At 70.3% G+C, this 23203-nt stretch carries 23 protein-coding genes; 9 read left to right on the top strand and 14 right to left on the bottom strand.

Going from position 1 to position 23203, the window contains the following annotated elements; all coding sequences use genetic code 11:
• Positions 1–26: 26 nt before the first annotated feature.
• The 3 genes from AB3M82_RS00605 (at position 27) to AB3M82_RS00595 (ending at position 2434) form a co-directional block, all read left to right on the top strand.
• Entirely contained in the window at positions 27–341 is a 315-nt protein-coding gene (locus AB3M82_RS00605; protein WP_412954787.1) for a hypothetical protein, read from the top strand.
• A 98-nt stretch (positions 342–439) separates the two neighbouring features.
• Positions 440–1792: a DUF349 domain-containing protein gene (locus AB3M82_RS00600; protein ID WP_412954785.1), complete on the top strand. Its 1353-nt coding sequence runs from the start codon at positions 440–442 to the stop codon at positions 1790–1792.
• Between the two features lie 63 nt (positions 1793–1855).
• On the top strand, positions 1856–2434 hold the full coding sequence (locus AB3M82_RS00595; RefSeq protein WP_412954783.1) for a type IV toxin-antitoxin system AbiEi family antitoxin: 579 nt from the start codon (positions 1856–1858) through the stop codon (positions 2432–2434).
• Here AB3M82_RS00595 and AB3M82_RS00590 read toward each other — a convergent pair.
• From AB3M82_RS00590 to AB3M82_RS00555, 8 genes are all read right to left on the bottom strand, one after another.
• Positions 2404–4653, bottom strand: a complete 2250-nt coding sequence (locus AB3M82_RS00590; protein WP_412954780.1) for a RelA/SpoT family protein — start codon at positions 4651–4653, stop codon at positions 2404–2406. The two genes, AB3M82_RS00595 and AB3M82_RS00590, sit on opposite strands and share 31 nt — an antisense overlap.
• A 69-nt stretch (positions 4654–4722) precedes the next feature.
• Positions 4723–5712, bottom strand: a complete 990-nt coding sequence (gene secF / locus AB3M82_RS00585; protein ID WP_412954778.1) for a protein translocase subunit SecF — start codon at positions 5710–5712, stop codon at positions 4723–4725.
• Complete coding sequence (gene secD / locus AB3M82_RS00580; RefSeq protein WP_412954775.1) at positions 5712–7442, bottom strand: protein translocase subunit SecD; 1731 nt, start codon at positions 7440–7442, stop codon at positions 5712–5714. The genes secF and secD overlap by 1 nt, the downstream gene beginning before the upstream one ends.
• Positions 7443–7494: 52 nt before the next feature.
• Positions 7495–7893, bottom strand: coding sequence for a preprotein translocase subunit YajC (locus AB3M82_RS00575; protein ID WP_412954772.1), 399 nt, complete (start codon positions 7891–7893; stop codon positions 7495–7497).
• 67 nt (positions 7894–7960) lie between these two features.
• A complete protein-coding gene (ruvB, locus tag AB3M82_RS00570) occupies positions 7961–8986 on the bottom strand; it encodes a Holliday junction branch migration DNA helicase RuvB (protein WP_412954769.1) in 1026 nt (341 codons plus the stop codon).
• Positions 8979–9581: a Holliday junction branch migration protein RuvA gene (gene ruvA, locus AB3M82_RS00565; RefSeq protein WP_412954767.1), complete on the bottom strand. Its 603-nt coding sequence runs from the start codon at positions 9579–9581 to the stop codon at positions 8979–8981. The genes ruvB and ruvA overlap by 8 nt, the downstream gene beginning before the upstream one ends.
• 9 nt (positions 9582–9590) lie before the next feature.
• On the bottom strand, positions 9591–10175 hold the full coding sequence (ruvC, locus tag AB3M82_RS00560) for a crossover junction endodeoxyribonuclease RuvC (protein ID WP_412954765.1): 585 nt from the start codon (positions 10173–10175) through the stop codon (positions 9591–9593).
• A 45-nt stretch (positions 10176–10220) separates the two neighbouring features.
• Entirely contained in the window at positions 10221–10982 is a 762-nt protein-coding gene (locus AB3M82_RS00555) for a YebC/PmpR family DNA-binding transcriptional regulator (protein WP_412957974.1), read from the bottom strand.
• Between the two features lie 122 nt (positions 10983–11104).
• Here AB3M82_RS00555 and AB3M82_RS00550 point away from each other — a divergent pair, with 122 nt between their 5' ends.
• Entirely contained in the window at positions 11105–12463 is a 1359-nt protein-coding gene (locus AB3M82_RS00550; RefSeq protein ID WP_412954762.1) for a pyridoxal phosphate-dependent decarboxylase family protein, read from the top strand.
• Here the strand turns inward: AB3M82_RS00550 and pdxT are convergent.
• Together pdxT and pdxS are read right to left on the bottom strand one after the other, a co-directional pair.
• A complete protein-coding gene (gene pdxT, locus AB3M82_RS00545; RefSeq protein ID WP_412954759.1) occupies positions 12460–13062 on the bottom strand; it encodes a pyridoxal 5'-phosphate synthase glutaminase subunit PdxT in 603 nt (200 codons plus the stop codon). The two genes, AB3M82_RS00550 and pdxT, sit on opposite strands and share 4 nt — an antisense overlap.
• Complete coding sequence (gene pdxS / locus AB3M82_RS00540) at positions 13052–13948, bottom strand: pyridoxal 5'-phosphate synthase lyase subunit PdxS (protein ID WP_412954756.1); 897 nt, start codon at positions 13946–13948, stop codon at positions 13052–13054. Before pdxS ends, pdxT begins: the two co-directional genes overlap by 11 nt.
• 89 nt (positions 13949–14037) lie before the next feature.
• Between pdxS and AB3M82_RS00535 the strand changes: the two genes are divergently transcribed.
• Entirely contained in the window at positions 14038–15348 is a 1311-nt protein-coding gene (locus AB3M82_RS00535; protein ID WP_412954755.1) for an aminotransferase class I/II-fold pyridoxal phosphate-dependent enzyme, read from the top strand.
• Positions 15349–15394: 46 nt separating this feature from the next.
• Positions 15395–16246, top strand: coding sequence for a pyridoxal kinase PdxY (gene pdxY, locus AB3M82_RS00530; protein ID WP_412954753.1), 852 nt, complete (start codon positions 15395–15397; stop codon positions 16244–16246).
• Between the two features lie 21 nt (positions 16247–16267).
• Here pdxY and AB3M82_RS00525 read toward each other — a convergent pair whose 3' ends face one another.
• From AB3M82_RS00525 to AB3M82_RS00515, 3 genes are all read right to left on the bottom strand, one after another.
• On the bottom strand, positions 16268–16801 hold the full coding sequence (locus AB3M82_RS00525; RefSeq protein WP_412954751.1) for an HIT family protein: 534 nt from the start codon (positions 16799–16801) through the stop codon (positions 16268–16270).
• A 36-nt stretch (positions 16802–16837) separates the two neighbouring features.
• Positions 16838–18781: a threonine--tRNA ligase gene (thrS, locus tag AB3M82_RS00520; protein ID WP_412957973.1), complete on the bottom strand. Its 1944-nt coding sequence runs from the start codon at positions 18779–18781 to the stop codon at positions 16838–16840.
• 122 nt (positions 18782–18903) lie between these two features.
• Positions 18904–19263, bottom strand: a complete 360-nt coding sequence (locus AB3M82_RS00515; RefSeq protein ID WP_412954748.1) for a YnfA family protein — start codon at positions 19261–19263, stop codon at positions 18904–18906.
• A 42-nt stretch (positions 19264–19305) separates the two neighbouring features.
• On the opposite strand from AB3M82_RS00515, the gene AB3M82_RS00510 reads away from it, so the two are divergent.
• From AB3M82_RS00510 to AB3M82_RS00500, 3 genes are all read left to right on the top strand, one after another.
• Positions 19306–19710, top strand: a complete 405-nt coding sequence (locus tag AB3M82_RS00510) for a DoxX family protein (RefSeq protein WP_412954745.1) — start codon at positions 19306–19308, stop codon at positions 19708–19710.
• A 39-nt stretch (positions 19711–19749) separates the two neighbouring features.
• A complete protein-coding gene (locus tag AB3M82_RS00505; protein ID WP_412954743.1) occupies positions 19750–21108 on the top strand; it encodes a cryptochrome/photolyase family protein in 1359 nt (452 codons plus the stop codon).
• A gap of 70 nt (positions 21109–21178) precedes the next feature.
• Complete coding sequence (locus tag AB3M82_RS00500; protein WP_412954741.1) at positions 21179–22354, top strand: MalY/PatB family protein; 1176 nt, start codon at positions 21179–21181, stop codon at positions 22352–22354.
• A 51-nt stretch (positions 22355–22405) separates the two neighbouring features.
• On the opposite strand, the gene AB3M82_RS00495 is transcribed toward AB3M82_RS00500, so the two are convergent.
• A complete protein-coding gene (locus tag AB3M82_RS00495) occupies positions 22406–23158 on the bottom strand; it encodes an MBL fold metallo-hydrolase (protein WP_412954738.1) in 753 nt (250 codons plus the stop codon).
• Positions 23159–23203: the final 45 nt, after the last annotated feature.

Below are 23203 nucleotides of genomic sequence, written 5' to 3'. Positions count from 1 at the left end.
GGGCGGCGCGCACGAAGGGGGCACGCATGGCCGCACGCGGTTCGAAGGGCACGCAGAAGGCGCGCACCGAGGCGGAGCGCGCTCGGCTGCATGCCGCTCGGCGGGCGTGGCACGACGGCCTCATCCGCCGCCGCGTCCGCGACAATGCGATCGCCGTCATCGCCGGGGTGGTGCTGATCGCCGGCGCAGTGGTCAGCCAGGTCGTCCACGCCCAGGTCTCCCCTGCCGAGCCCTCGCCCTCCCCGACCGTCGAGCCCACCGTGCCCGTCGAGGAGCCGGTGGAGACTCCCGCTCCCGAGCCGGCCCCCGAGGAGACCCCGGCCGACGTGCCCGCGGAGTGACCTCGGGCCGCCACGGAGACCTTCGCTCCCGGACGGGGCATACTAGGCTGAACCTCGTCCTTTCCGCCTCCCGCGGCGTACCGCGCAAGGAGATCACCGTGTCTGCCACCGAGTCCTCGAAGCCGACTCCCCCCGTTCCCGCTCCCCCGGCCGTACCCCTGCCGCGGAAGATCCCCACGCCCGCCACGGTCGCTCCGAGCGCGCCGGCCACGGCGTCGTCGTCGGATGCCGCCGCCTGGGGCCGCGTCGCCGAAGACGGCACCGTCGAGGTCCGCGAGGGCGAGTCCTGGCGCGTCGTCGGGCAGTACCCCGACGGGACCCCCGACGAGGCCCTCGCCTACTTCGTGCGCAAGTACGAGGACATCGCCTTCAAGGTGACCGCGCTCGAGCAGCGCCACGAGGCCGGGGGCGCGTCCGCCGGCGATCTGGTCAAGCAGGCCGCGCACCTGAACGACGAGGCGACCGATGCCGCCGCGGTCGGCGACCTCGCTGGTCTCCGCGAGCGCCTCGCCGCCCTCACCGCCTCGCTGTCGGAGGCCACGGCCGAGGAGGCCCAGCAGGCCAAGGAGCAGCTCGACCGCGCGATCGCCGATCGCACCGCGCTCGTCGAGAAGGCGGAGGCGATCGCCGCGCGCGACCTCTCGAAGGTGCAGTGGAAGCAGGTCACCGCAGAGCTCAACGAGCTGTTCGAGTCGTGGCAGTCGCAGCAGCAGAACGGTCCTCGTCTGTCCAAGGGCGTGTCCCAGCAGCTGTGGAAGCGATTCCGCGACGCCCGATCGGTCGTCGACAAGCAGCGCCGGGCCTTCTACTCCGAGCTCGACGACGCGCACAAGACCGCCCGTGACGCGAAGACCCGTCTGATCGAGCGTGCCGAGGCCCTGGCTCCTCGGGGCACCGACGGCATCCCCGCCTACCGTTCCCTGCTCGACGAGTGGAAGGCGGCGGGCCGCGCCGGTCGCAAGGCCGACGACGCGCTGTGGGCGCGGTTCAAGGCCGCCGGCGACGCCCTGTACGCCGCCCGCGCAGAGCAGGCGGCCGCCGAGGAGGCGGACTCCGCCCCCAAGATCGAGGCGCGCCAGGCGCTGCTCGAAGAGGCCAAGGCCGTCGGGGACGAGCCGAACATCAAGCGCGCCCGCGCGCTGCTGACCCGCATCCAGCGCGACTGGGACGAGGTCGGCCGGATCTTCCCGCGCGACAAGGAGCGGGCGCTGGACGACCGGCTGCGGGCCATCGAGCAGGCCCTCAAGGCGCGCGAGGACGTGGACTGGAAGAAGAACAACCCCGAGACGAAGGCTCGTGCCAACGACATGAGCTCGCAGCTCGTCGAGGCCATCGAGAAGCTCGAGGCAGAGCTCGCCGCCGCCGAGAAGGCCGGCGACAAGAAGGCCGCCAAGGAGGCCGCCGACGCTCTCGAAGCACGGCGCGCCTGGCTGAACGCCCTCGGCGGCTGAGCCGTTCTCCACAGCCTTCCGCACGACGGAGGAACGCGGGATGCCGTGCGCCACACTGGCGTAATGCATCCCGCGTTCCTGTATGTGCCCGATCGCCGATTGAGCCTCGCCGAGCTGACGGCCGCACGCATCGACGGCCACGTCGTGGACATCGGAGACGCCTACTTCCCTGCCGACCTCGTGGAGGGCCGCGATGTGCGCGCCGCGAGCGTGTCCGCCCTGCTGCGAGACGGGACCGCCGCCTGCGGCCCGACCGCGGCGTGGATCCACGGCGCTCTCGACACTCCGCCCACCCCGCATCACCTCCGGCGCGCCGTAGCCCGCCGGATCCGACCACCGCAGAACCCGCGGATCACCTATCACGACTCGGCCCCGCCCGAGGAAGACGTCGAGCTGATCGGGGGTGTGCCGGTCGCCACCGCCGAGCGGACGGTGTTCGACCTGGCTCTGGGCCTGCACCGTGATCCGCAGCTCGTGCGCTGGCTGCGCGCGCTGACGGCCATCGAGCCGGAGTGGACGTCGTCCGCCCTCCGCCGGATGGACCTCCTGCGGCGCGCGCCGGGGTCGCGAGCCGGTCGAGACGCTCTCGAGCGCCTCGACGCGGCGCATCGTCAGGACGAGGTGACCCGGTACACGTCGTAGACGGCATCGATGCGCCGCACCGCGTTGAGCACCCGGTCCAGGTGGACCGCATCGCCCATCTCGAAGACGAACCGGCTGAGCGCGAGGCGCTCATCGGTGGTCGTGACCGTCGCGGAGAGGATGTTCACGTGATGCTCGCTGAGCACGCGGGTGACGTCGGAGAGCAGGCCGGAGCGGTCGAGCGCCTCCACCTGGATCTGCACGCGGAACACGCTCTTCGTCGTCGGCGCCCAGGAGACCTCGACGAAGCGGTCCTCCTCGGCGCTGAGCGCCTTCACGTTCACGCAGTCGGCGCGGTGCACCGAGACGCCGCTCCCGCGTGTCACGAACCCGACGATGGGGTCGCCGGGAACCGGCGTGCAGCACTTCGCGAGCTTGACCAGGATGTCGGAGGCACCGCGGACGAGCACTCCCGAGTCCCCGGACCGCGGCTCGCGGGTGGGGATGCTGCCCGGCAGGTCGATCGTCCCGGTCGTCGTGTCGTTCGCCGCGACGAGAGCGGTGACCTTCTCGAGGACCGACTGTGTGGAGACGTGTCCCTCGCCGACCGCGGCGTAGAGCGCCGAGACGTCTTCGTAGCGCAGCTGGTGCGCGACCTCGGCGAAGGAGTCCTGGCTCATCAGGCGCTGCAGCGGCAGGTTCTGCCGACGCATCGCGCGCGCGATGGACTCCTTGCCCTGCTCGATCGCCTCCTCGCGGCGCTCCTTCGTGAACCAGCCGCGGATCTTGTTGCGCGCGCGGGTGCTCTTGACGAATCCCAGCCAGTCCTGGCTGGGTCCGGCGTCGGGGTTCTTCGACGTGAAGACCTCGACGACATCGCCGCTCTTGAGCTCGGACTCCAGCGGCACGAGGCGCCCGTTGACCTTCGCGCCCATCGTGCGGTGGCCGATCTCGGTGTGCACGGCGTAGGCGAAGTCGACGGGCGTGGCGCCGGCCGGAAGCCCGATCACGCGTCCCTTCGGTGTGAAGACGTAGACCTCTTTCGCGCCGATCTCGAAGCGGAGAGAGTCGAGGAACTCTCCGGGGTCGGCGGTCTCGGCCTGCCAGTCGGAGATGTGCGCGAGCCACGCCATGTCGGTGTCCGAGGCGCGGACCTCGACCTTGCCGCCGTTCATCCGCTCCTTGTACATCCAGTGCGCGGCGACGCCGTATTCCGCCTGCTGGTGCATCTCATGCGTGCGGATCTGGATCTCGACCGTGCGTCCGGCGGGGCCGATCACGGTGGTGTGGAGCGACTGGTACAGATTGAACTTCGGCGTGGCGATGTAGTCCTTGAACCGGCCGGGCAGCGGGGTCCACCGGGCGTGGATCGCTCCGAGCACCGCGTAGCAGTCGCGCACCGACGACACGAGCACGCGGATGCCGATGAGGTCGTAGATGTCGTCGAACTCGCGTCCGCGGACGACCATCTTTTGATAGACCGAGTAGAGCTGCTTCGGGCGCCCGACGACCTTGCCGCGGATGCGCAGGTCGCGGAGGTCCTCATCGATCTCCTGCACGACCTGCCCCAGGTACTTCTCGCGCTGGGGCGTGCGCTGCGCGATGAGACTGTGGATCTCGTTGTAGATCTTCGGGTGCAGGACGGCGAACGAGAGATCCTCGAGCTCGGACTTGATCGCCTGGATGCCGAGTCGATTCGCCAGGGGCGCGTAGATCTCCAGCGTCTCCTTGGCCTTCTTCGTGGCCTTCTCGGGCGGCACGAAGCCCCAGGTCCGCGCGTTGTGCAGCCGGTCGGCGAGCTTGATCAGCAGCACGCGGATGTCCTTCGACATCGCGACGATCATCTTCCGCACCGTCTCGGCCTGGGCGCTGTCGCCGTACTTGACCTTGTCGAGCTTGGTCACGCCGTCGACGAGCATGGCGACCTCATCGCCGAATTCGGCCGTGAGGTCGGTCAGCGCGTAGCCGGTGTCCTCGACGGTGTCGTGCAGCAGCGCTGCGGCGATCGCGCGCGGTCCGAGCCCGAGTTCCGCGAGGATCTGCGCGACGGCGAGGGGGTGCGTGATGTACGGCTCCCCGCTCTGACGCTGCTGGCCCGCATGCTTCTCCTTGGCCACGGCATACGCGCGCTCGATCACCGAGACGTCGCCGCGGGGGTGGTTCGCGCGGACCGTGCGGATCAGGTTCGAGACGTCGTTGACCCTCGACGCACGCGAGAAGATACGCGGAACCAGACGTCGCAGGCTCGATCCCTGCGTGGACGACTGTGCTTCCGCCATCCGCTCACCTCCGAATAGAACATCCTACGCGTGCGGGACGGGCGTCGGCTCCGTCCCGCACGACCTGTGTCAGGCCTCGACCGCGGCGCGGGAACGCGCCTCGCGGATCCGGGCGTCGCGCTCGCGGATCTGCGGTTCGTTCTCGCGGAAGAGCGAGTACAGCGGCGCCGCCACGAACAGCGTCGAGTACGTCGCGACGAGGATGCCGACGAAGATCGACAGCGAGATGTCGGTCAGCGTCTCGGCGCCCAGCCAGAACGACCCGATGAAGAGGATCGCACCGACCGGCAGAGCGGCCACCACCGAGGTGTTGATCGAACGGACGAGCGTCTGGTTCACGGCGAGGTTGACGGACTCGCCGAACAGCCGGGCGGATTTCTCGCCGTCCTCGCTCGTGTTCTCGCGGATCTTGTCGAAGACGACCGTGGTGTCGTACAGCGAGTACGCGAGGATCGTCAGGAAGCCGATCACGGCGGCCGGGGAGATCTCGAATCCGGCCAGCGCGTAGACACCGACGGTGATCACGAGCACGTCGAGCAGGCCGATGATGGCGGCCGCGGACATCTTCCACGTGCGGAAGTAGATCGCGAGGATCAGGAACGTCAGCGCGAGGAAGATGGCGAGACCCCAGAGGGACTGCCGGGTGACGTTCTCTCCCCAGGCGGGGCCGATGAAGGAGGAGGTGACGCTGTCGGGCTCCACACCGTAGGCGTCCGCGAGGGCGTTCGCGACCTGCTGCGTCTCGTCGGCGCTCATCTGGTCGGTCTGCACGCGCACATCCGTGTCGCTGACGATGACGACCTTGGTCGCGGCGCCGGCGACGACCGACTGGACCGCGTCGGTCGCGATGGCCTGATCGGTGCTGTCCGGGCCCTGCACCGTGAACTGCGATCCGCCGGTGAACTCGATAGAGAACTGGATCGGTCGGATCAGCGGCACCAGGGCCGACCCCACGACCAGCACGATGGCGATGATGAACCAAAGGCGCCGCTTCGCGACGAACGGGAAGGAGGTCTTCCCCGTGTACAGGTTGTTGCCGAACTCATTCATGGAAGGCATCAGGCGTCTCCCTCACTTCCGGCGTGCGCCGATCTCTCGTTCGCGAGGGCCTCGGCCCGCTTGCGCTCTGCGATGGTCTGGCGGCGCTCGGCCTCGCCGCGCGAGCGGGTGTTCCTAGCCCCTCGTCCGGCGGAGCTCGTCGCCACCGTGCGGAACTGGGAGCGGCTGCGGTAGACCGCGCCGAGCGCCTCGGGGTCGAGGCCGGACAGCTTGTGGCCCCCGCCGAAGAAGCGGGTGCGCGCGAGCAGCTGCATGACGGGGTGCGTGAAGATGACGAAGATCAGTACGTCGATCAGGGTCGTGAGGCCGAGCGTGAACGCGAAGCCCTTCACCGTCGAGTCGGCCAGGATGTAGAGCACCACGGCGGCCAGGATGTTGATCGACTTCGAGATGTAGATCGTCCGCTTCGCGCGCCCCCAGCCGTCCTCGACGGCCGAGGTGATCGACTTGCCGTCGCGCAGCTCGTCCCTTATTCGCTCGAAGTACACGATGAACGAGTCGGCCGTGAACCCGATCGAGACGATGAGACCCGCGACGCCGGCGAGCGAGAGGCGGAAGCCGAGTCGCCAGGCCAGGATGCAGATCACGATGTACGTGAGGACGGCCATCACCGCGATGGACGCGATGATCACCGACCCCAGGGCACGGTAGACCGTCAGCGAGTAGATCGCGACCAGGATCAGACCGATGAGGCCGGTGATGAGGCCGATCTGCAGCTGCTGGGTGCCGAGTGTCGCCGAGATCGTGTCGGAGCTCTGCACGATGAAGCTGAGCGGCAGCGCGCCGTACTTCAGCTGGTCGGCCAGCGTCGTCGCGCTCTCCTGCGTGAAGCTGCCCGAGATGCTCGGGCGTCCGTCGAGGATGACGCCGTTCATGCGGGGCGCGGAGATGACGGCCCCGTCGAGCACGAAGGCGAACTGGTCGCGCGGGCTCAGGCCGTCGATGCGGTTCTGGTTGAGCCGCGTGCTCACCTTGCCGAAGGCGTCGGCACCCGCCGGGTTCATCGTGAGCTGCACGAGCCAGGCGCCCGACTGGGGGTCGCGTCCGCTGGTGGCGTCGTCGATCGCCGTGCCGTCGAGCTCGGCCGGGCCCAGGATGAACTTCGCCGTGCCGGTCTCGTCGCACGCGACGATCGGTTCCTCGGCGGATGCCTGCGCCGCGTTGTTCTCGGGGTTCGCGCAGTCGTAGGCGAGGAACTCGGCCTGCAGCGCCGGCGTGACCCAGCTGAGGTCGCTGCCGTCGGTGGGCGTCGCCGTGGGCGTCGCCTCGAGCGAGGGGTCGGGGCTCGGGTACGGCGTCTCGTTCCCGTCCTCCCCGACGAACGAGTTGGCCGCGGTGTCGGTCGCCAGGACGGCGCGGAACTGGAGCTGCGCGCTGCTGGTGATCCGCTCGCGGGTCTGCTCGTCGGCGACGCCGGGGATCTGGACGACGATGTTCTGTCCGCCCTCGGTCGTGATGTCCGCCTCGGCGACGCCGGAGGCGTCGACGCGCTGGCGGATGATCGACGCGGCCTGGTCGAGCTGCTCCTGCGAGGGAGCGGCGCCATCCTCGGTCTCGGCGCTCAGGACGATCTGCGTGCCGCCCTGGAGGTCGAGGGCGAGCTCAGGAGTCCAGGAGCTCTTCTGGAAGACGTACACGCCCACGGCGTTGATCCCGAAGAGCACCGCGGTCACGATGAGCAGGCCGAGGAGGACCCGCCACGCGTGACGGACCGGAGAAGATGAAGCCACGTGTTTTCAGCTTTCTGCGAGGCCGGATATCCGAGGGACGGGCAAGGCCCGCTTACTGCTTGTCGTCGGCCTCGCGGTCGAGACGCGCCCGCGTCTCCTCCGGGGTCTCGACGGCCGGAGCGGCTTCGTCGACGACGTCGGTCTCCTCGACCGCGAGGTCGTCGGCGACGACGCCCTGCGGCTCGACGATGCGGAGGATCGCCTGGCTGTGGACCTCGATCACGACGCCGGGAGCGACCTCGACCTGCGCGGGGTGGTCCAGGTCCTCGGGGTCGTACGACACGATCGTGCCGTAGATGCCGCCCTGCAGCAGCACGCGCACGCCCGGAACGGTCTTGGAGGCCTTCTCCTCCTGCTCGGCCTTCAGCTGCTTCGTGCGCTTGCGCGTGTTGAAGATCATGAAGACGAGGAGAACGGCCAGCAGGCCGAAGAGCAGGAATTCCATGGGCATGGGGAAGCGCCTTTCTGGGTGCACGCACCAGCCTTTGGGCGCACAGAGTTCGGGAAGTCTTCAGCGATTATAGGTCATCGAGGCGAAGCGTCCCGTCTGCGTGCGGGATGCCGAGATGCGCATAGGCCTCGGGCATCGCGACGCGTCCTCGGGGGGTGCGCCCCAGGAAGCCGATGCGCACCAGGTAGGGCTCGACGACGCTCTCGACGGTCTCCGCCTCCTCGCCCACGGCGACGGCCAGGGTGCTCAAGCCGACCGGACCGCCGCGGAACCGGCGGACCAGCGCGTCGAGCACGGCGCGGTCGAGCCGGTCGAGACCGATGGGGTCGACGTCGTAGAGCTCGAGCGCGGCGCGGACGTCGGAAAGCGTCGCCGCTCCCCCGCCGTGCACCAGGGCGTAGTCGCGGACCCGGCGGAGCAGCCGGTTGGCGATGCGGGGTGTGCCGCGCGAGCGGCGCGCGATCTCCGCCAGCGAGTCCTCGGGCAGGCCCACCCCGAGCACCGCGGCCGAGCGGGCGATGACCTGCTCCAGCTCGTGCTCCTCATAGAACTCGAGATGGCCTGTGAAGCCGAACCGGTCGCGGAGCGGGTTGGGCAGCAGGCCCGACCGGGTGGTCGCGCCCACCAGGGTGAACGGCGCCAGTTCGAGGGGGATGCTGGTCGCGCCGGCACCCTTGCCCACCATGATGTCGATGCGGAAGTCCTCCATGGCGAGGTACAGCATCTCCTCGGCGGAGCGCGCCATGCGGTGGATCTCGTCGATGAAGAGCACCTCGCCGGGCACCAGGCTGGACAGCAGGGCGGCCAGGTCGCCGGCGTGCTGGATGGCGGGGCCGCTCGACAGGCGGAGCGGACGGTCGCTCTCGTGCGCGACGATCATGGCCAGCGTGGTCTTGCCGAGTCCGGGAGGGCCTGCGAGGAGGATGTGGTCGGCGGGGCGGCCCTGGATGCGCGCCGCCTCGAGCAGGAGCTGGAGCTGTCCGCGCACCTTCTGCTGTCCGACGAACTCCCCGAGGCTCGCCGGGCGCAGGGCGCCTTCGATGGCGAGCTCGGTCTCGTCGACGGGCTCGGTGGCGTCGAGGGCCTCAGACACGAGCCGGTCCCAGCAGCGCGAGCGTGCGTCGGAGGAGGGCGGCCACCGACCCGCGCTCGGCGTCGGACGCTTCGTCGGCCGTCTGCGCCGCGGCCTCCGCCGCGACCTTCTCCGACCATCCGAGGCCCACGAGCGCCGCCGTCACCTGGTCGACCACGCCGCCGCCGGCCGCGGGCGCCGGTGACGCCGCGGCACGCGGCCGCACCTTGCCCGCCAGCTGGACGACGATGAGCTTGGCGGTCTTGGGACCGATGCCGGAGACGCGCCGGAACGGCGCGTCGTCCTCTGCGGTGACCGCCTCGGCGATCTGGTCGACCGTGAGATGCGAGAGCACCCCGAGGGCGGACTTCGGCCCCACGCCCGTGACGCTGATGAGCAGCCCGAACACCTCCAGCTCCTCGCGCTCGGCGAACCCGAAGAGCGCGAGCGCGTCCTCGCGGACGATGAGGCTCGTGTGCAGCCGCAGCTGCTCGCCGACCGTCGCGGTGTGCGCGACATCGGCGGGGACGGCGACGGAGAAACCCACGCCGCCGACGTCGATCACGACCTGATCGGCCGTCGTGTGCGCGACGACACCATGGAGCGAGGAGATCATCCTCCTAGCCTATGCGCGCGATCGTAGATATGTTCGAGCGACACGCTCCGCGTCCGACCAGGCCTTCTGCGCCGGGGTCAGCGCCCCTCCGGCGGAGACCGTCGCGCCTCCCCGACGCCAGGCATGGCATAGGGCGATCGCGAGCGCGTCCGCGGCGTCCGCCGGCTGGGGCGGGGCGTCGAGGCGCAGGATCCGCGCGATCATGGACTGCACCTGCCGCTTGTCGGCGGATCCGTACCCGGTGACCGCCGCCTTCACTTCGCTGGGGGTGTGGGTCTCCGCCGGGATGCCGGCCTCGGCGGCGAGCAGCAGGGCGACTCCGCTCGCCTGGGCCGTGCCCATCACCGTGTGGCTGTTCTGCTGGGCGAAGACGCGCTCGACGGCCACGGCCTGCGGCTGGAACGTCGCGATCGCATCTCGGATGCCGGCGGCGACGACGGCGAGGCGATCGCCGATCGGAGCGTCGGGCGACGATCGGATGACGCCGACATGCACCAGGGTGCCGCGGCGGGACCGGTCGACGTCGACGATGCCGACACCGCACCGGGTCAGTCCGGGATCGATGCCGAGCACGCGCAGGGAGGTCGAGGTCACCCGCCCAGGCTACGCACGGCCGGGCGGTACGCGCGGGTGGCGCGCCTAGGCGTCGTCGTTCTCGAGCTCCGCCTGCACCTCGGCCGTGAGGTCGAAGTTCGTGAAGACGTTCTGCACGTCCTCGCTGTCTTCGAGGGCGTCGATGAGCCGGAAGATCTTTCGGGCCGTGTCGGCGTCGATCTCGACCTTGAGGTTCGGCACGAACTCCACGTCCGCGGACTCGTAGTCGATGCCGGCATCCTGCAGCGCGCTGCGCACGGCGACCAGATCGGATGCCTCGGTGATGACTTCGAAGCCCTCGGCGTGCGGCTCGATCTCCTCGGCACCCGCCTCGAGCGCCGCCATCATGACGTCGTCCTCGGTCGTGCCTTCGGAGCCGACCACGATCACGCCCTTGCGGGAGAAGTTGTAGGCGACGCTCCCCGGGTCGGCGAGCGTCCCGCCGTTGCGGCTGAGCGCGGTGCGCACCTCGGCGGCGGCGCGGTTCTTGTTGTCGGTCAGACACTCGATCATGAGCGCCACGCCGTTGGGTCCGTACCCTTCGTACATGATCGAGGTGTACTCGACGGCCTCGCCGCCGATGCCCGCGCCGCGCTTGACCGCGCGGTCGATGTTGTCCTTGGGGACGGAGGTCTTCTTCGCCTTCTGCACCGCGTCGAAGAGGGTGGGGTTGCCCTGGAGGTCGGGGCCGCCGAGCTTCGCCGCCACCTCGATGTTCTTGATGAGCTTGGCCCATGACTTCGCGCGCCGCGCGTCGATGACGGCCTTCTTGTGCTTGGTCGTCGCCCACTTGGAATGCCCGGACATAACTCTCCGCTCGTCGTCGCGCACCGGAACCGCGTCCAGCGCGTCGTCCATTCTACCCACGGGCGACCGTCGCCGACGGAGATCGCCTTGTCGGCCCCGTCCCGGAGTGGGAGACTGCCGCCATGGACGATCGGGAGCGTGCTCTCGACGCTGCGCACCGCCGCGCGAGGGAGTTCCTCGGGACTCTCGACGATCGGCCGGTGTGGCCGCGCGCGAGCCTGGACGACATGCTGGAAGCGTTCGGCCGACCGCTCGGGGATCACGGCCCCGACCCGGCGTCCGTCGTCGACGAGATGGCGGACCGAGCGGGGCCCGGACTGGTCGCGATCCCCGGCGGGCGGTTCTTCGGGTTCGTGATCGGCGGTACCCATCCCGCCGCGCTGGCGGCTGACTGGCTCGTGTCCGCCTGGGACCAGAACTCGGGGTCCTCCCTGCTGACGCCGGCCACCGTCGCGATGGAGCGGGTCGCCGGTCGATGGATGCTCGACCTTTTCGGACTTCCGCCGTCGGCGAGCGTGGGCTTCGTCACCGGCGGCCAGGTCGCCAACTTCGCCTGTCTCGCCGCGGCGCGGCAGGCCGTCCTCGCCCGCGTGGGCTGGGACCTTCCGGAGCGCGGACTCCGTGACGCTCCTCCCCTGCGCCTCGTCGTCGGCGCCGACCGGCACGGCTCGATCGATCGCGCGGCACGGTTCCTCGGGATCGGCAGGACGGAGATCACCGTGATCGAGGCGGACGACCAGGGGCGGATGCGCGAGGACGCCCTCGACCGGGCCCTGGAACGCGGTTCCGGGCCCCTCATCGTCTGCCTGCAGGCGGGCGAGGTGCACACGGGCGCGTTCGACGACTTCGACGCGCTGATCCCGCTCGCCCATCGCCACGACGCCTGGGTGCACGTCGACGGCGCCTTCGGGCTCTGGGCGGCCGCGTCGCCGTCCCTTCGTGCTCTGACCTCGGGAGTGCACGCCGCCGACTCCTGGGCGACCGACGCCCACAAGACGCTCAACGTCCCCTACGACTGCGGCATGGCGATCGTGCGGGATCCGGCCCACTCGATCGCGGCGTTCCGCACCGGTGGCGACTACCTCATCTACTCGGGTCTCGACCCCTGGGACGTGACGCCGGAACTGTCGCGCCGAGCCCGCGGCGTGCCGGCCTGGGCGGCGCTGCGCAGCCTCGGCAGAGTGGGCGTCGCGGATCTCGTCGACCGCCTCCACGCCCACGCGCTCGTCATGGCGACCGGGTTGGCGTCCATCGACGGCGTGCAGGTGCTGAACGACGTCGTCTACACGCAGGTGATGTTCCGACTGCGCTCGGACGAGGCGACGCGCACCCTCGGGGAGGCGATCCTCCGGGAGGGGACGGCCGCGGTCACCGGCGCCGAGTGGCGCGGTCATGCGGCGCTGCGCTGCTCGATGTCGTCGTGGGCCACCACCGGCTCCGACGTCGAGCGCGCCGTGGAGGCGATCCGATCGCTGGTCTAGGCGCCGACGAAGGCGCGCACGCGGTCGAGGAACCGCGCATGGAAGCGCGGCTCGCCGTCCATCTCCGGATGGAAGCTCGTGCCGAGCAGAGCGCCCTGCTCCACCGCGACGACGGCGCCGTCGGGCAGCGAGGCCAGCACGTCGACTCCCGGTCCGACCCGATCCACGATCGGCGCCCGGATGAAGGTCGCGTGCACGGGAGCCGGCCCGAGCACCGGGACGTCCAACGCGATCTCGAACGACTCCGTCTGCCGGCCGAACGCATTGCGACGCACCGCGACGTCCATGCCGCCGAACGACTGCTGACCCGCGAGGCCGTCGAGCACCGTGTCGGCGAGGAGGATGAGGCCCGCGCAGGTGCCGTAGACCGGCATCCCCGAGCGGATCCGCGCGCGCAGCGGCTCCTGCAGCCCGAACGACCGGGACAGCTTGTCGATCACGCTCGACTCGCCGCCGGGCAGGACGAGGCCGTCGATCTCGTCGACCTCGCCCGGACGTCGTACCCGTCGCACCTCGGCCCCCAGCCGCTCCAGCAGCGCGACGTGCTCGCGCACGTCTCCCTGAAGCGCCAGGACGCCGACCCGCGGCCTACCAGCCACGTTCGGAGAGCCGGTGCGGAGCCGGGAGGTCGGAGACGTTGATGCCGACCATCGCCTCCCCGAGCCCCCGGGACACCTCGGCGATGACCTTCGCATCGTCGAAGAACGTCGTGGCCTTGACGATGGCGGCCGCGCGCTCCGCGGGGTTCCCGGACTTGAAGATGCCGGAGCCGACGAACACCCCGTCCGCCCCCATCTGCATCATCATCGCGGCGTCGGCGGGGGTGGCGACTCCGCCGGCCACGAACAGCACGACGGGGAGCGCCCCGGTCGCGGCGACCTCGGCCACCAGTTCGTACGGCGCCTGCAGCTCCTTCGCCGCGACGTAGAGCTCGTCCTTCGTCATGGAGCGGAGCACGTTGATCTCGGAGGTGATCTTGCGGATGTGCTTGGTCGCCTCGGAGACGTCCCCGGTCCCGGCCTCTCCCTTGGACCGGATCATCGCCGCTCCCTCGTTGATGCGGCGGAGCGCCTCACCCAGGTTCGTCGCTCCGCACACGAACGGCACGGTGTAGTCCCACTTGTCGATGTGGTTGACGTAGTCGGCGGGCGAGAGCACCTCCGACTCGTCGATGTAGTCGACGCCGAGCTCCTGGAGGACCTGCGCCTCGACGAAGTGACCGATGCGGGCCTTCGCCATTACCGGGATGGAGACCGCGTCGATGATGCTGTCGATCATGTCGGGGTCGCTCATGCGCGACACGCCTCCCTGCGCCCGGATGTCGGCAGGCACGCGCTCGAGCGCCATGACGGCCACGGCCCCCGCGTCTTCCGCGATCCTGGCCTGTTCGGCCGTGACGACGTCCATGATCACGCCGCCCTTGAGCATCTCGGCGAGACCACGCTTGACGCGGGCGGATCCGGTGGTGGGGGCGTGCTCGTTCATGGCGTTCCTTCCGGGTGGATCGATCTCCAGTTTGATCTATGTCAAACCGTAGCATCGTCCGGCACGTTCTAGAATCGACACGAGGACACATGAGCGCGCAGATCACCGGAACGACCGCAGCGGACATCGCCGACAGCGTGCGCGCTCTGCGCGAGCGCGGAGAGCTCCGCCCCGGAGACGCCCTGCCGCCCGTGCGCGAACTCGCCGCCACACTCGGAGTCAACCGCAACACCGCGGTCGCCGCCTATCGGCAGCTCGCCCAGGCGGGGCTCGTTGTGTCACGCGGCCGCGCCGGCACCGCGATCGCCGGCGTCGACTCGGTCGCGCAGGAGGGGTACGCGCCCGACACGGTGCTCCGCGACGTCGGGACCGGGAACCCCGACCCGGGTCTCATCCCCGATCCCTCCCCTGCTCTCGCCCGCGTGGCGGGACGCCCGGTGCTCTACGGCGAACCGGTCATCGACCGGTCCCTCGACGAGTGGGCGCGACGGTGGATCGCCGACGATCTCGGCGAGGTCGACTTCCGCATCACCGTCACGAGCGGTGCCGTCGACGCGGTGGAACGGCTTCTCGCTCAGGCCCTCATGCGCGACGACGCGGTCGCCCTCGAGGACCCGTGCTTCCTCGCCAGCATCCACACGGTCCGGCTCGGCGGCTACCGCGCCGTCCCCGTCCCGGTCGACGAGCAGGGGATGACGGTCGCCGGCCTGCAGGCGGCGCTCAACGCCGGCGTGCGCGCCGTGATCTGCACCCCGCGGGCGCAGAACCCCACCGGCGCCAGCCTGACCGCGGAGCGCGCCGCGTCGCTGCGTGCCGTCCTGGCCGAGCATCCCTACGTCCTCCTCATCGAGGACGACCACTTCTCCCTGCTCTCCCAGCGCCCCTACGAGTCGCTCATCGGGCCGGACCATCGCAGGTTCGCCCTCGTGCGGTCGGTGTCGAAGTTCCTCGGACCCGACATGTGCCTGGCGATCGCGGCGACGGATGCCGAGACCGAGAAGCGCCTGGCGATGCGCCTGAGTCCCGGCACGACCTGGGTGAGCCATCTCCTCCAGCGGCTCGCGCACGCCCAGCTCACCGACCCGCAGGCGACGGCCACCATCGCGTCCGCCGCCGCCCACTACGCGGAGCGCAACGCGGCCTTCGCGGCGAGGCTGCGCGCCGAGGGCCTCGACGCCCCGGCATCCGACGGGCTCAGTCTCTGGATCGAGCTCCCCCGGCCCGCCCGCCTCGTCGCCGAGCGACTGATGCGCCGCGGCTGGCTCGCCCGCACGGGAGACGAGTTCGGCCTCGGCGATCGCTCCGAGACCTCGCGGCACCTCCGGCTCACCGTTCACGACCTGTCCGATGCGGATGCCGCGGCGTTCGTCGCCGATCTCCTCGCCGCCGCGCGACCCTGACCCCCTGCGGGCAGCCGCCCGCCCAGAGAGAAAGAAGGATCGGGAGATGAAGATCCTCTCCGTCCAGTCGGCCGTCGCCTACGGCCACGTCGGCAACTCCGCCGCGGTGTTCCCGCTGCAGCGCATCGGCGTGGAGGTGCTGCCCGTGTACACCGTCACCTTCTCGAACCACACCGGCTACGGAGCGTGGCGCGGACCGATGATCGACCCGTCCGATGTCCGCGAGGTCATCGCCGGGATCGAGGACCGCGGCGTCTTCGGGCAGATCGATGCCGTCCTGAGCGGCTACCAGGGCGGAGAGGGCATCGGCGACGTCATCATCGACGCCGTCACGCGGGTGAAGGCGGCCAACCCCGGCGCGGTGTACGCCTGCGACCCGGTGATGGGCAACGCGAAGTCGGGGTGCTTCGTCGCCCCCGCGATCCCGGTCCTGCTCCGCGAGCGCGTGGTGCCGGTCGCGGACATCATCACGCCGAACCAGTTCGAGCTCGGCTTCCTCACCGAGACCGAGCCCGACACGCTGGAGTCGACGCTCGCCTCCGTCGACCTCGCCCGCGCCATGGGCCCGCGCACGGTGCTCGTCACGAGTGTCGAGCGCCCGGACCGCGAAGAGGGCACCATCGAGATGCTGGCCGTGGACGACGAAGGCGCGTGGATCGTGCAGACCCCGCATCTCCCGATGAAGGCCAACGGATCGGGCGACGTCACCGCGGCCCTGTTCACCGCGCACTACGTCGAGACCGGCAGCGCACAGACAGCGCTGGAGCGCACGGCCTCCAGCGTCTACGACCTGCTGCAGGCCACGCTGGACTCCGGTGAGCGCGAGCTGCAGCTCGTCGAGGCGCAGGAGTTCTACGCCCACCCGCGCATGCAGTTCACCGCGCGGCAGGTGCGCTGAATCCGCCCGCCTGGCCGGAGGCTACTTCGGCCAGGCGCCTGCGACCGCCTCGCGCACCTCTCCGAGGAGCTGCGGGAGAGCCTTCGTCTTCGCGATGATCGGGAAGAAGTTGGCGTCCGACCGCCAGCGCGGCACCACGTGCTGGTGCAGATGCGCATCGACGCCGGCTCCGGCGACCGCCCCCTGATTCATCCCGAGGTTGAAGCCGTCGCAGCGCGACACCTGGCTGAGCACGCGCATCGCGGTCTGCGTGAGCGCACCGATCTCAGCCACCTCCTCGGCCGTCGCCTGGTCGTACGTCGGGATGTGGCGGTACGGGCACACGAGCAGATGCCCCGAGTTGTACGGGAACAGGTTGAGCAGCACGTAGGCGGTCTCGCCGCGCGCGACGATGAGCCGCTCGGCGTCCGGATGCTTCGGCGCCTCGCAGAACGGGCAGTCCTCCCGCAGCGGCTCCGGCCCCGCCTGGATGTAGGCCATCCGATGGGGCGTCCACAGGCGCTGGAACTCGTCGGGGACCCCCGCGAAGTCCTCCGCGTGCTCGACCTCAGACATCGTCCGCCCTCGGGATCGGTGCGGCGAGCGGGAAGGTCACGCGAGGTCTCCGGCGGTCTGCACGAGGGCGTGGGAGTCGATGGCGGCGCGGATGCGCTGCACGGCGGTCTCGATCGGGACGCCGTTCTCCTGCGTGCCGTCGCGGTAGCGGAACGAGACCGTCCCGGCGTCTCGGTCCTTCTCCCCCGCGATCAGCAGCAGCGGCACCTTGCCGGTCGTGTGGGTGCGGATCTTCTTCTGCATCCGATCGTCGGACGTGTCGAGCTCAGCTCGCACCCCCGAGTCGCGAAGGGTGGTGATGACCTCGCCGAGGTAGTCGGCGAAGTCGTCCGCCACGGGGATCCCCACGACCTGGACCGGCGAGAGCCACACCGGAAAGTCCCCGGCGTAGTGCTCGAGCAGGATCGCGAAGAAGCGCTCGATCGAGCCGAAGAGCGCACGGTGGATCATGATCGGCCGCTTCTTCTGGCCGTCCTTGTCCATGAACTCGAGGTCGAAGCGCTCAGGCAGGTTCGGGTCGACCTGGACGGTCGAGAGCTGCCAGGTGCGGCCGATCGCGTCGCGGGTCTTGAGGTCGATCTTGGGGCCGTAGAACGCGGCCTCACCGGGGACCTCGGTGAGCTTGAGCCCCGAGGCGACCGCGACCCGGCGCAGCGCGTCGGTGGAGGACTCCCAGAACTCGTCGGAGCCGATCCACTTGGACTTCTCGTCGTCCTTCATCGACAGCTCGAGCTCGAAGTCGCTCAGGCCGAAATCGCGGAGCATCGAGAGGATGAACTCGAGGACCTTGCCGACCTCCTCCTCCAGCTGATCGGGCGTGACGAACAGGTGCGAGTCGTCCTGCGTGAATCCGCGCACGCGGGTGAGACCGTGCAGGGCGCCGGAGAGCTCGTTGCGGTACACCGTGCCGTTCTCCGCCAGTCGCAGGGGCAGATCACGATAACTGCGGGCGCGCTCCTTGTAGATCAGGATGTGCATCGGGCAGTTCATGGGCTTGAGGTAGTAGTCCTGGCCCTGCTTGGTGACGTTGCCCTCGTCGTCGCGCTCCTCGTCCATGACGATCGGGGGGAACATGCCCTCCTTGTACGTCACCAGGTGGTTCGAGGTGAGGAACAGATCCTCCTTCGAGATGTGCGGGGTGTACACGTAGGTGTAGCCGCCCTCGATGTGGCGCTTGCGTGCGTGCTGCTCCATCTCGCCCCGGACGACGCCGCCGCGCGGGTGCCAGACCGAGAGGCCGGAGCCGATCTCCTCAGGGAAGGAGAAGAGGTCCAGCTCCTTGCCGAGGCGACGGTGGTCGCGCTTGGCGGCCTCCTCGAGCCGGTGCTGGTAGGCGCGCAGCTCGTCCTTCGACGGCCACGCCGTGCCGTAGATGCGCTGCAGCTGCGGGTTCTTCTCGCTGCCGCGCCAGTAGGCGGCGGCGATGCGGGTGAGATCCCACCCGTTGCCGATCATGCGGGTGTTGGGCAGGTGCGGCCCGCGGCAGAGGTCCTTCCAGACCACCTCGCCCTCTCGCGTGGTGTTGTCGTAGATCGTGAGCTCGCCCTCTCCGACCTCGACGGACGCGCCTTCGACCTTGCCGACCGTTCCTGAGCCCGACGAAGGACCCTTGAGTCCGATGAGCTCGAGCTTGAAGGGTTCGTCGGCCAACTCGGCACGGGCCTCGTCATCGGTCACGACGCGGCGGACGAAGCGCTGGCCTTCCCGCACGATGCGCTGCATCTCCTTGGTGATCGCTTTCAGATCCTCCGGAGTGAAGGGCGAATCGACGCCGAAGTCGTAGTAGAAGCCGTCGGTGATGGGCGGGCCGATGCCGAGGTTGGCCTGCGGGTTGATCCGCTGCACGGCCTGCGCCAGCACGTGCGCGGTCGAGTGCCGCAGGATGCCGAGACCGTCGGGGCTGTCGATCGTGACGGGCTCGACCTCGTCGGCGTCGGTCACGGTCGTGGCGAGGTCCTTCAGCTGCCCGTTGACGCGCATCGCGACGACGGATCGGTCGGAGAACAGGGCGAAGCCGTCTGTCGGCTGGGCGTTGTCAGGCACTGAATCACTCCATCTGGGTCTCGGACAAGGCTACTCGCATGACCGGCGCCTCCCGACCGTCACGCGGCGACGTCCGCCCCGGTCTGCGATGCCGTCGGCGCGAGAATGATGATGGCCGCGCCGACGAGGGCGACGGCCGATCCGATCCAGTCCCAGCGCGTGGGGGTGAACCCGTCCACGATGATCCCCCAGACCAGGGACCCGGCGATGAAGATCCCGCCGTAGGCGGCGAGCACGCGTCCGAAGTTCGCATCGGGCTGCAGGGCGGCGATGAAGCCGTAGGCACCGAGCGCCATGATCCCGGCGACCGCGAAGAGCCACCCGCGCTCCTCCTTCACCGCCTGCCAGATCAGCCAGGCGCCGCCGATCTCGGCGACGGCGGCGAGCACGAAGAGCACGATGATGCGGAAGACGGTCACGGAGCCAGTGTGCCAGCAGTCCGTCACGGATAGCGTGGGCGGATGACCAGAACCGTCGCCCGCTGGGCGCTCGCCCTGGCGCTCGGCGCGATCGGCGTCCTCCACTTCGTCCAGACCCGTGGATTCCGCGTCGTCGTGCCGGAGTGGGCCACCCGCCTGTCGCGGCTCGACAAGGAGACGATCGTCCTCGCCTCCGGCGCGGTGGAGATCGCGCTCGCGGCCGGGCTCCTCGCTCTGCCCCGGGAGCGCCGACGGATGGGCTGGGCCACCGCGGCCTTCTTCGCCGCCGTCTTCCCGGGCAACGTCCACCAGTGGCGTACCCGCCGCTCCACGCCCGGCCTCGATACCGACGCCCGTCGGTTCGGTCGGCTGTTCCTGCAGCCGCTGCTGATCGTCTGGGCGCTGTGGGCGACCGCCTCGAGCGCACGGAGTCAAGCCCGGCGGTGATCTTTCTCCTCCGGAGGGGGTGCGGACGAGAATGGGGCGATGGCCTCCCCCTCCCTCGTGTGGTTCCGCGACGACCTCCGGCTCGCCGACAACCCGGCTTTGCGGGCGGCGATCGATCGCGGCGAGCCGATCCTCGCGGTGTACGTCCTCGACGAGGAGTCCGCCGGCATCCGCCCGCTCGGGGGCGCGGCGCGCTGGTGGCTGCATCATTCCCTCGTGTCGCTGCGGACGCGCGTGGAGGAACGCGGCGGACGGCTCGTCCTGCGTCGAGGCCCGGCCGAGCGGGTCGTCCGTGAACTGGCGGCGGATGCCGGTGCCGGCGCGGTGTTCTGGAATCGCCGGTACGGCGGCCCCGAGCGCGACATCGACGCCGCTCTGAAATCCGCCCTCCGCGCCGACGGGGTCGAGGTCTCCTCCTTCGCCGCTTCCCTGCTCCATGAGCCCTGGACCGTGACGACCGGGTCGGGAACGCACTTCTCGGTGTTCAGCCCGTTCTGGCGTGCGTGCCTCGCGCTGCCGGCGCCGCGCGCACCTCTACCGGAACCCCGGGAGATCGACGGCGGCGCTGTCGTGCCGGCCTCCGACGACCTGGCCGACTGGGATCTGCTGCCGACGCGACCGGACTGGGCGGGCGGGCTCCGAGGCACGTGGGAGCCGGGAGAGCCCGCAGCGCGGCGACGGCTGCGCTCGTTCCTCACGGACGATCTGACCTCCTACGACCGGGCGCGCGACGAGCCGTCGGCCGGCGCCACCTCGCTGCTGTCCCCGCGTCTGCGCTGGGGCGAGATCAGCCCGTTCACCGTCTGGCACGAAGCCGTGGGGACCGAGCGGGGCGCCGGCTTCCTCTCGGAGCTCGGGTGGCGGGAGTTCGCCTGGCACACCCTGTACCACTTCCCCGATCTGGCGACGAGGAATCTCCGGCGCGAGTTCGACGCGTTTCCGTGGCCCCGTCTGCAGCCGTCGCGGCTCCGCGCCTGGCAGCGCGGTGAGACCGGTGTGCCGCTCGTCGATGCCGGGATGCGCGAGCTCTGGCACACGGGGTACATGCACAACCGCGTGCGGATGGTCGTCGCGTCGTTCCTCGTGAAGAACCTGCTCATCGACTGGCGCCGCGGCGAGGAGTGGTTCTGGGACACCCTGGTCGACGCCGACGGCGCCAACAACCCGTTCAACTGGCAGTGGGTGGCGGGCTCGGGGGCCGACGCCGCTCCGTACTTCCGCATCTTCAACCCCGAGCTGCAGGCGAAGAAGTTCGACCCGCAGAATCTGTACATCTCCGCATGGGCGTCGGATGCGCCCCACACGCCGATCGTCGACCTCGCCGAGACGCGCCGGGCGGCGCTGGCGGCGTACGACGCGGTGAAGCGCGCTCCGCGGACCACGGATGCCGGGCGCTGAGGACCCTGGCCCCCGCCGAGCGCCGTACGATCGAGAACTGACCCCCTGCCTCTCCTCGGAAGGACCACGCATGCCCCACGGCGGATTCGACGCACTCACCGAGACCGATCTGCGACGGGCCGGAAGCGTGAAGTGGACCGCATTCCCCGATGTGATCGGGGCCTTCGTGGCCGAGATGGATTTCGGTGTGGCCCCCGAGATCAAGGACGCGATCGCCGGCGCCCTCGATCAGGGGCTGACCGGATACCTCCCGCAGCACCTGGCGGACGCGCTGTCGACCGCGGCGGCGCGGTGGTACGCCGAGCACTACGGCTGGGACATCCCGGCAAGACGGGTCAGACACGTCCCGGACGTCATCGCCGCGTTCGAATACGCGATCGAGCAGTACACCGTGCCCGGTGCGGCCGTGATCGTGCCCACTCCCGCGTACATGCCGTTCCTGATGGTGCCGCCGATGCACGGCCGGCGAGTGATCGAGGTGCCGAGCATCGAGCAGGACGGCCGCTGGGTCCTCGACCACGAGGCGGTCGCCGCCGCCTTCGCCGACGGCGGGGAGCTGCTCGTGCTGTGCAACCCGCACAACCCGCTCGGAACCGTCGCGACGCGCGCCGAGCTCGAGCGGATCGCGGCCACCGTCACCGCCGCGGGCGGCCGGGTGTTCTCCGACGAGATCCATGCTCCGATCGTGTACGCCCCGGCGCAGCACATCCCGTACGCCTCGCTGTCCGCGGAGACGGCGAACCACACCCTCACGGCCACCTCCGCCTCCAAGGCCTGGAATCTCGCCGGCCTCAAGTGCGCACAGGTCATCCTCTCGAACGACGACGACGAGGAGCGGTGGGAGCGGGAAGGCATGTGGACCGGCCACGGCACCTCGACGATCGGCGCGGTGTCCAACGTCGCGGCTTACACGGACGGGTCCGCCTGGCTCGACGACGTCGTGGCGTACCTGGATGGGAACCGCCGGCTTCTGGGGGCGCTCGTCGCCGAGCATCTGCCCGACGTGCGCGTGACGATGCCGGAGGGTACGTACATCGCGCTCCTCGACTTCCGCCGCACCGGGCTCGAGGGCGACCTGGGCGCCTGGTTCCGCGAGCACGCGGGGGTCGCGATGACCGACGGCGCGGCCTGCGGTCTGGCGGCGGTCGGGTTCACGCGTTTCGTGTTCGCCATGCCCCGACCGGTCCTGGAAGAGGCGGTGCTGCGAATCGCCCGGGCGCTCCGCAGCGCTCCCTCCGCGCGCTGACCGCCGCGGAGGGATCCGGGCGAGGAGGAACGCCTCGCCCGGCGCGGCCGGTCAGTGCGGGCCGCGCCGGCGGGCACCGTCGACGGCCGCACGGATGCCGGCCGTGAACGGCTCGCCGTGACCCGGCAGAACCAGCGAGGCCCCGCTCTCCTCGAGGACGTCGAGGGCCGCCATCGCCTCGCCGTTGTCCGCGGTTGCGGCGCTCGCGACGATCTGCGGCCCCGTCTCCCCCGTGTAGGGGTCGAGCGTGACGAGCGCGTCGCCGGAGAGCAGGACTCCCGTCTCCTCGAACAGATAGGCGCAGTGTCCGGCGGTGTGGCCGGGCGTCCAGAGGGCGATCGGCGCCCCCGGGGCGTCGACGGGCTGGCCGTGATAGACGCGTCCGGCGGCATCCACGCCGCGGACCGTGAGCGCACCGGCGAACGCCATCTTCGTGATCACCGGGATGCCGCGGGGGTGCCCGAAGAGATAGGCGAGGCGCGGCGATGCCGGCTTGTAGCTGTACGGATGCCGCGCCAGATGCGCGTCGCGCGGATGGACCAGCACCGGGACGCCCTGGCCGCCCAGCATCCGCGCCGTGCCCACGTGATCGAAATGTCCGTGCGTGAGGACGAGCGCGTCGATGTCGGACGGACGGGCTCCGAGATGGAGGAGCAGCTCCTCGAGCGTGCGCCAGCTCTTCGGCAGGCCCGCGTCGACGAGCGTGAGGCCGTCCGCCGTGCGCACCAGGTAGCAGTTGACGTCGGCGACACCGATCCGGAAGACCCCCGGCGCGACCTCGGACCACGATCGAGTCCTGCTCATGACTGCATCCCTTCGTCGACGGACGCTCACGAGGGTAGGAAGGCC

It is taken from the genome of Microbacterium californiense, from assembly GCF_047246625.1.
In the GTDB taxonomy this organism is placed as follows: Bacteria; Actinomycetota; Actinomycetes; order Actinomycetales; family Microbacteriaceae; genus Microbacterium.
This window is presented reverse-complemented; position numbering and strand designations above follow the sequence as displayed.

Bases quoted from the DNA above. Each gene is read 5' to 3' on its own strand.
- AB3M82_RS00605 (WP_412954787.1), top strand. From the start codon at position 27: ATGGCCGCACGCGGTTCGAAGGGCACGCAGAAGGCGCGCACCGAGGCG.
- AB3M82_RS00595 (WP_412954783.1), top strand. From the start codon at position 1,856: ATGCATCCCGCGTTCCTGTATGTGCCCGATCGCCGATTGAGCCTCGCC.
- AB3M82_RS00590 (WP_412954780.1), bottom strand. From the start codon at position 4,653: ATGGCGGAAGCACAGTCGTCCACGCAGGGATCGAGCCTGCGACGTCTG.
- secF (WP_412954778.1), bottom strand. From the start codon at position 5,712: ATGCCTTCCATGAATGAGTTCGGCAACAACCTGTACACGGGGAAGACC.
- AB3M82_RS00575 (WP_412954772.1), bottom strand. From the start codon at position 7,893: ATGCCCATGGAATTCCTGCTCTTCGGCCTGCTGGCCGTTCTCCTCGTC.
- ruvA (WP_412954767.1), bottom strand. From the start codon at position 9,581: ATGATCTCCTCGCTCCATGGTGTCGTCGCGCACACGACGGCCGATCAG.
- AB3M82_RS00555 (WP_412957974.1), bottom strand. From the start codon at position 10,982: ATGTCCGGGCATTCCAAGTGGGCGACGACCAAGCACAAGAAGGCCGTC.
- AB3M82_RS00550 (WP_412954762.1), top strand. From the start codon at position 11,105: ATGGACGATCGGGAGCGTGCTCTCGACGCTGCGCACCGCCGCGCGAGG.
- pdxS (WP_412954756.1), bottom strand. From the start codon at position 13,948: ATGAACGAGCACGCCCCCACCACCGGATCCGCCCGCGTCAAGCGTGGT.
- AB3M82_RS00535 (WP_412954755.1), top strand. From the start codon at position 14,038: ATGAGCGCGCAGATCACCGGAACGACCGCAGCGGACATCGCCGACAGC.
- pdxY (WP_412954753.1), top strand. From the start codon at position 15,395: ATGAAGATCCTCTCCGTCCAGTCGGCCGTCGCCTACGGCCACGTCGGC.
- AB3M82_RS00525 (WP_412954751.1), bottom strand. From the start codon at position 16,801: ATGTCTGAGGTCGAGCACGCGGAGGACTTCGCGGGGGTCCCCGACGAG.
- thrS (WP_412957973.1), bottom strand. From the start codon at position 18,781: ATGCGCGTCAACGGGCAGCTGAAGGACCTCGCCACGACCGTGACCGAC.
- AB3M82_RS00510 (WP_412954745.1), top strand. From the start codon at position 19,306: ATGACCAGAACCGTCGCCCGCTGGGCGCTCGCCCTGGCGCTCGGCGCG.
- AB3M82_RS00505 (WP_412954743.1), top strand. From the start codon at position 19,750: ATGGCCTCCCCCTCCCTCGTGTGGTTCCGCGACGACCTCCGGCTCGCC.
- AB3M82_RS00500 (WP_412954741.1), top strand. From the start codon at position 21,179: ATGCCCCACGGCGGATTCGACGCACTCACCGAGACCGATCTGCGACGG.
- AB3M82_RS00495 (WP_412954738.1), bottom strand. From the start codon at position 23,158: ATGAGCAGGACTCGATCGTGGTCCGAGGTCGCGCCGGGGGTCTTCCGG.